The following is a 6437-nucleotide window of genomic DNA, read 5'->3' as shown; positions in this document are numbered from 1 at the left end:
AGATGACCGAGGCCGCCCCCCCGCCAATCCTTCAGCAGCAGCCGGCGCAGCAGCAGGTCGAGGTTCTGGCCCTGCCTCAGTCCCTGCGGCAGGGCAACGCCGTGATGGCGTATGCCCACTTCGATCCCGCCCAGGAAGCGCAGGTCGTCCTCCTTGGCACGCATCGAACGGTGGCTGCGCGAGGGGTCGTCCGACAGCACGGTGCTCCAGTCGATACCGTCCAGGATCGTTTCGATCTGCGCCGCGCTGTAGCCGGAGGCGTAGAGCCCGCCGACCACGGCGCCCATCGAGGTGCCCACGACGCAGTCCACCGGAATGTGCTCGCGCTCGAGCACCTTGAGTACGCCGATGTGTGCGGCACCGCGCGCTCCGCCCCCGCCCAGCACCAGGCAGGTCCGGGGCCGATCCGCGGCACGCGCGCTCGCGCCCAGAGCGAGCAGGACAACGACGGTGACGCGCAGCCAGTTGCGACGGACCACCGCTGCGCAGGCCCTCATTGCCATGATCCTTCTCCCCCGTGGTCCACCGCCGATGATGGGCCCAGCGCCATCGTGCGCAAAGCCATGACCGTCACACGCCGCTTCACGCCGCGCCGCGCCACGCCACTCCATGCCACGCCGTCGCTGCGGGCTGACTCGCTTCGCGACGTGAAACACCGCGGTCTGCTCCGATCCCAGCGTGGGGAAGCTCAGGCCGAGGCCTCTAGAACTTCGTGGCTCCGGCGTTGTAGGCGCTGCAGGTGCCATCGAAGCTTTCCATGCCGTCGATCCTCAGGGTGCCCGAGCGCCGGTCGATGGAGATATTGGGTTTGTTGAGCCCATTGAGCTTGATCGAGCCGTCGATACGGTCCGGCCTCACGCTCAGGTTGCGGATGGCAAACCACCCGTCGTCGGAGCCCGTCACGAGCGGGGGCAGCAGCGACTTCGGCACGCGCATACGCCCCTGGCCGTCATGGATCTGCACCTGTACGGTTCCGCTGACCTGCCCCTTGCCGACGGTCGTGTTGTCCTTGTATTCGTGACTTTTCTTGTCCCAGCTGTAATCGGTCTGGCTCTGCACTTTTTCACCCGTGCCCGTGCACACCAGATCGAGATCGCCGTTGCCCGGCTGGGCATACGCGCCCTCAAAAGCAAGCATTGCTGCCATCGCGATGCAGGTAGAACCCAGTGCTGTCAGCTTCATGTCAATTCCTCCATGGTGGAAAGGGACAAACGCAACGAGTCGACGGTCAACGGAAAATGCAGCGGCTTCGTGCAGTGAATATTCGCAGGCCTCACCAGAGGCCTGCTCGGGTCAACGGAACAGGAACTGGGTGATCGCCACCACCAAGGCGGTGGTGCCGAGGAAGGTACCGATAACGATCACGGTGGCGCGCGGCCAGCCTGTCTCGGTGAGCGCCCCATAGGTTCGGATGCGCGCCCACACGTACCACACGATGGAGCAAAGGATCAGCGCCCCGCCGGGAAGTACGTAGTCGTCTTTGAAATCGATCAGCAACATCCCCAGGGAAAGCATGACCACGAGAGGCGAGATCAGGAACGCCTGGACCGCGAACGGGCCGCGCAAGGTGTCGCGGGTGACGGCCTGTTTCTGACGTCGCAAGGTGACCAGGGCAGCAATCAGGGCATAACCCGAGAACACGACGCACCGCGTGATGAGCATCCCTTCCTCACTGGCGAACAGACGGCGCCCCACCGGGTTGGCCATGTCAGGCAGTGACTGCCGCGACAGCATTTCAATGCCATGGGCGAGCACCACCGACAAAATCAGCATGAGCACGGGGCTGACACTGGCGGCGAACTGCTTCTCCGGCGGGGCGGCAAGCTCACGCAGCACGTAGCGCGCCGACGCGGGCGGGTCGCGCAGGATCCGCCAGAAGGTGCGCGGATAGAACACCAGCCAGCCCACCAGCTCGTAGAGAAACTCCTCCAGCGCCCGCAGGATGCGCATCAGATCCATACCGAACTACCTCCCGAGCCGAGGGGTGCGTCGCCTGTCGGAACCATGGCACACCATCGGCCACGGAAGGCCGATGCGATCGGAGCATATGCCGGAGAAAAAGACGCGGTAAAGACCTACCCTCCAAAAGGAAAAGCCCGGATCGGGGCGCCCTTTCCCGGGGTGCTTCATCAGCCAGTGACGACAGACTGCCTGGCGAACCGCGGGCAAGGTGGGCTTTTCGGCAAGGAGCCGCCCATGGCACGCAGGCCGCGCATCGACCTTCCCGGCATTCCCCAGCACGTTGTCCAGCGCGGCAACGATCGCCAGCCCTGCTTCTTCACCGATGCCGACCGCCACCGCTATCTGCAGGACCTCAAGGAAATCGCCTTGCGCGAACACTGCGATGTCCACGCGTACGTCCTGATGACCAATCACGTGCACCTGCTGATGACGCCCGAAAACAGCGGCCAGGTTGCTCGTGTCATGCAGGCACTGGGACGGTCCTACGTGCGATATGTCAACGACCGCTACCGCCGCACGGGCACGTTATGGGAAGGCCGTTACAAGTCCTCCCTCGTCGATCGCGATACCTACCTGTTGCGCTGCTACCGCTACATCGAACTCAACCCGGTTCGCGCCAAAATGTGCAGCGATCCGGCCGAGTACGCCTGGTCAAGCCACGGCGCGAATGCGCTGGGCCTGCACGATGCCCTGGTGCACCCGCACCCAACCTACCTGCGCCTTGGCGAATCGCCAGAGGAACGCTGCGCGGCCTATCGCGCCATCGCACTGGAAACGCTCTCCGACGAAGACATCGAAGCAATCCGGCTGCATCTGCAACGCCAACATGCGATTGACTCCGACCGCTTCCGCACCGCCATCGAAGCCCAACTCGCCCGACCCGCCGGGCCGCTCAAGATCGGCCGGCCTCGCAAAACTCGAGGCTGATCGAAAGTCGAACCTGCCCCTGTTTCCCCCGAAGGTCACCTCTTCACCGGCCCCGCACGCCCGCATGTGGCGTCGGCGGACGGCGCCAAGGTGGGTCGTCAGCGGCGCGGCAAACGAAGAAGGGGACGGTGTGGGCTGGTCGTGCTCATCCACATCTTTTGACTTCCCCCCGTCTCATCAGGCGGTCGCCGATTCCGCGCCGCCATCGAAGCCCAGCTCGCCAGACAGGCCGGTCCGCTCAAGATCGGGCCGCCAAGCAAGACCTCGACCCGCACGAAAGGTGCACCCTGACCGCTGTCTTCTCCCGGTTTCGCGGAGCCTCCAGAAAATCTCCAGAAAATCTCCGGAAATTCCAAAGGTCGGCACACCGCCGCATCGCGACCATGCGGTACCCGTCGGTACAGCGGCACCTCAGGTGTGCGCCCCTTTTGGAGGTCTATCTCGTGAGCTTCCCTGGTCGTGGCAATACCCTCCTGGCCATATTGGCGGCATGCGCCGCGGTCCTTCATCCGTCACCCAGCTTCGCCACACAGATGCGCATCGTGGGCGGGCCGGGAGGGAGACCATTCAGTGCCACCTGCCAACCCGGAATGTACCTCGCCGGTTTCCACGCCAGAGCGGGCGCATGGGTAGATGGGCTGGGCCTGCTGTGCGCGCGCTACGACGCGTCGCAAAACAGCCTGTCCAAGGTGCATGACAACGAATCGTACGTCGGAGGAATCCACGGTTCGCCGCAGGAAGAGTATTGCCCACTGGGTCAGCCGCTGACCGGCATCGCGATGACGTTCACCCGCGGCAACGGGCTCGACCGTCAGTATCTCAACTCGCTGGCCATGCTGTGCGGCGGCCGGGACACAAGCATGCCCATCGCCCAAGGCCACCAGGACCGCTGCATTTCCACCGGCGAGGACTGCGACGCATTCTTCGAATCATCGACATGGGGCTTGACCACCCGTGACCGGTTCGCGGATTACCAGTACTGCCCGCTGGACGAGATAGCCGTCGGCCTGCAGGGGCGTGCCGGGGACTATGTCGACGCGATTGGCCTGATCTGCGCGCCGGCGCCCGCGGGCGGCAAAGCATCGGCATCGACCCAGGTCCCTCACCTGCCCCCGATGCATCCGCACCCTGTCGGGGGTCGCGGCAACCAATGGCCGCATGGGGGGCACGGCGACGGCAGCCACCTCTCCAGCGGCCCCATCCTCCCGCAACCGCCCTGGGCGCCCAAACCTACCGGCACCGCGATTGTGACGTCCGACGTGGACCTCTATGCGAATCCCGGCGGCGTCGGCAAGCCGATCGGGATGCTGCGGACGGGGACCCGGGTGCAGGCCGTGAGATGTCGCCCCGACCGTTGGTGCCAAGTGGGCAAACAGGGTTGGGTCTGGGGCGATTTCCTCCAGAGCCGTTGAACGACTTCGCCCCGTTGCCTCTCTCGCACGGACCCGCACCAGCGCATACCGCGGTGCCTACACAACGCAAGGAGACGCCCCGTGAACAAGCAGCAGAGACTATCCCCGAGGCTGAGCCTCATCCCCGTGATCGCCATGCTCGCATGGACCGCGACCACCGGCGTCCGGGCGCAGACCGGATTCACCGGCACGCCGGTGACCGGGGTACGGGTGGTGATCGATCCGGTTCCCCAGGATCCGAAGCTCGGCACCAAGGTCAAGTCCGCGATGGATGACCGCTTCATCCATCAGATCGCCACCATGCCGTCCCTGCCCAAGCGACCCGGAGACATCTCCACGCCCCCGACGCACTATCGACCGGTGCAAGTGCTCTACGCCGATCCCCTGCTGTTCTCGAGCGAGCGGATGTGCGCGCCGCTGCACGTCCCGGCGATTCGGACGCAAGTGAACGAGCAACTGAAGAACGTCATCAAAGCCCAGGTCATGCGTGCGCTCCCCAGACACTTCGGTGTCCACTCCAGCAGCAACCATCAGCTCGGTGCCGGCTGCGACGCGGCAGCAACGGTGATGAGCAACTGGGTGTCGTTGACCCTGCTGGTGCCACACAACCGCATGTTCATCCGGATTACCACGCCAGACGGCGTCCCGGGCGCGCTCGATCCCGACTTCGTCGTTTTCTACGACCTGCGGATCACTGCGACGATCCACCTGCCGACATCGCTCCATGACAAGGTAGCGCTCGGTCCGCTCAACTTCGCCGCGATCAACATCAGCAAGCCGGAAAGCCGCAGCATTACCGGGCAGCTGGCGACCGCCATCAACGATTTCATGCACTTTCTCGGGGGACCGGATTTCGTTGCACGGCTGCGCGAAAACCGATACGTGACCGTGAATCCGCCGCTCGCCATCGACCTCTCGGAATGGAACCGGCGCCTCGCCGCGGCCCACCTCCCGGCCGATATGCGCATCGAGAACATCCCCGAGGGAGATCAGCTGGTTTCACATCTCACCACGCGGAAACCGCCGAACGTGCACTGAAGGCGGAAAAAGGAGGTGGCAAATCAAGAGCATGCCTACCGGCAGCGGGCGCGCCCGCCGACAGATCGACCCGCTTCGTCGCAGCACCGTGACAGCCGGATCTCCCACGGGCGATTGCCATGCCACGCCAGCCGCGTCTCGAACTGCCAGGTATCCCGCTGCATGTCACGCAGCGCGGTATCAACAAGGGCGCGATCTTCCTCGATACGGACGATCGCTATCACTTCAGAGGCCTGCTTCGAAAAGCCTTCCGTGATCACGGCATCGCTTTGCATGCGTTTGTCCTCATGGACAACCACTTCCACCTGCTGGTGACGCCCGATGCGGTCGGGGCGCTGTCGCGTGCGATGGGCTGGGTCGGCCAGTCCTACGTGCAGGCATTAAACCTCCGGCACCGGCGCTGCGGCGCACTATGGCAAGGGCGCTTCAAGTCCTGTCTGGTGCAGAGCGAGCGTTACCTGCTGACCGTCATGCGCTACATCGAACTTAACCCGGTGCGTGCCGCCATGGTCGAGACGCCGCAGGACTACCGATGGTCCAGCGTGCACACGCACCTGGGCCACGCCCGCGACCCACTCATCACGCCCCACCCGCTCTACCTCGCCATGGGCAGCGACCGCTACGAGCGCGCCCATGCCTATCGACAGTGGCTGGACGCCGGCATCGCACCCGACGACCTGCAGCGCCTGCGCGCCTATGCCAGCCAGGAACGCGCGCTTGGCGATGAGCGCTTCCAGCACATGGTGGAAACCACGCTCGGTCGCCCTGCCGCCTGTCGGCCCCGCGGAAGGCCGAGGCAAGCCAGCCTTCGTGAGCCGATTTAATTAGCCACGTCCCCTTTATTCATTGCACTGGAAACGCTCTCGGACGAAGACGTCGAAGCGATCCGGCTGCATCTGCAACGCCAACATGCGCTTGGCTCCGACCGCTTCCACACCGCCATCGAAGCTCAACTCGCCCGACCAGCCGGGCCGCTCAAGATCGGGCGGCCTCGCAAAACTCGCGGCTGAACGAAAAGTCGAACCTGAAAACTCATGTCGCCGCCTCCCGCGCGTGGCGGTACGTTCGATGTCACCACAACGTCGGACGTCGCCCCGC

8 protein-coding genes are annotated in these 6437 nt (G+C 64.6%); 4 read left to right on the top strand and 4 right to left on the bottom strand.

The window, feature by feature from the left end:
• From C693_RS0112205 to C693_RS21730, 3 genes are all read right to left on the bottom strand, one after another.
• Window positions 1-497, bottom strand: a 497-nt coding sequence (locus C693_RS0112205) for a patatin-like phospholipase family protein (RefSeq protein WP_026107382.1), incomplete at its 3' end; no start/stop codon positions are given.
• Window positions 498-702: 205 nt separating this feature from the next.
• Complete coding sequence (locus tag C693_RS21735) at window positions 703-1182, bottom strand: hypothetical protein (RefSeq protein ID WP_017462561.1); 480 nt, start codon at window positions 1180-1182, stop codon at window positions 703-705.
• 111 nt (window positions 1183-1293) lie between these two features.
• Window positions 1294-1959, bottom strand: a complete 666-nt coding sequence (locus C693_RS21730; RefSeq protein WP_017462560.1) for a hypothetical protein — start codon at window positions 1957-1959, stop codon at window positions 1294-1296.
• A gap of 237 nt (window positions 1960-2196) precedes the next feature.
• Here C693_RS21730 and C693_RS0112190 point away from each other — a divergent pair, with 237 nt between their 5' ends.
• The 4 genes from C693_RS0112190 to C693_RS0112175 all read left to right on the top strand — a co-directional run bounded on the left by C693_RS0112190 (window position 2197) and on the right by C693_RS0112175 (window position 6163).
• Window positions 2197-2889 carry a transposase gene (locus C693_RS0112190; RefSeq protein ID WP_017462559.1) on the top strand — a complete coding sequence of 231 codons (693 nt, stop codon included), beginning with the start codon at window positions 2197-2199 and terminating at the stop codon, window positions 2887-2889.
• Window positions 2890-3317: 428 nt separating this feature from the next.
• Window positions 3318-4301, top strand: coding sequence for an SH3 domain-containing protein (locus tag C693_RS0112185; protein WP_198506869.1), 984 nt, complete (start codon window positions 3318-3320; stop codon window positions 4299-4301).
• Between the two features lie 81 nt (window positions 4302-4382).
• Complete coding sequence (locus tag C693_RS0112180; protein WP_017462557.1) at window positions 4383-5339, top strand: hypothetical protein; 957 nt, start codon at window positions 4383-4385, stop codon at window positions 5337-5339.
• Window positions 5340-5458: 119 nt separating this feature from the next.
• Complete coding sequence (locus C693_RS0112175) at window positions 5459-6163, top strand: transposase (protein WP_017462556.1); 705 nt, start codon at window positions 5459-5461, stop codon at window positions 6161-6163.
• A gap of 15 nt (window positions 6164-6178) precedes the next feature.
• On the opposite strand, the gene C693_RS24105 is transcribed toward C693_RS0112175, so the two are convergent.
• A partial coding sequence (locus C693_RS24105; protein WP_206740659.1) for a hypothetical protein occupies window positions 6179-6437 on the bottom strand: 259 nt, incomplete at its 5' end.

It is taken from the genome of Dyella ginsengisoli LA-4, from assembly GCF_000334915.1.
Taxonomy (GTDB): domain Bacteria; phylum Pseudomonadota; class Gammaproteobacteria; order Xanthomonadales; family Rhodanobacteraceae; genus Dyella_A; species Dyella_A ginsengisoli_A.
The sequence above is the reverse complement of the archived record's forward strand: the minus strand, read 5'-3'. Positions and strand labels throughout refer to the sequence as shown.

Bases quoted from the DNA above. Each gene is read 5' to 3' on its own strand.
- C693_RS21735 (WP_017462561.1), bottom strand. From the start codon at position 1,182: ATGAAGCTGACAGCACTGGGTTCTACCTGCATCGCGATGGCAGCAATG.
- C693_RS21730 (WP_017462560.1), bottom strand. From the start codon at position 1,959: ATGGATCTGATGCGCATCCTGCGGGCGCTGGAGGAGTTTCTCTACGAG.
- C693_RS0112190 (WP_017462559.1), top strand. From the start codon at position 2,197: ATGGCACGCAGGCCGCGCATCGACCTTCCCGGCATTCCCCAGCACGTT.
- C693_RS0112175 (WP_017462556.1), top strand. From the start codon at position 5,459: ATGCCACGCCAGCCGCGTCTCGAACTGCCAGGTATCCCGCTGCATGTC.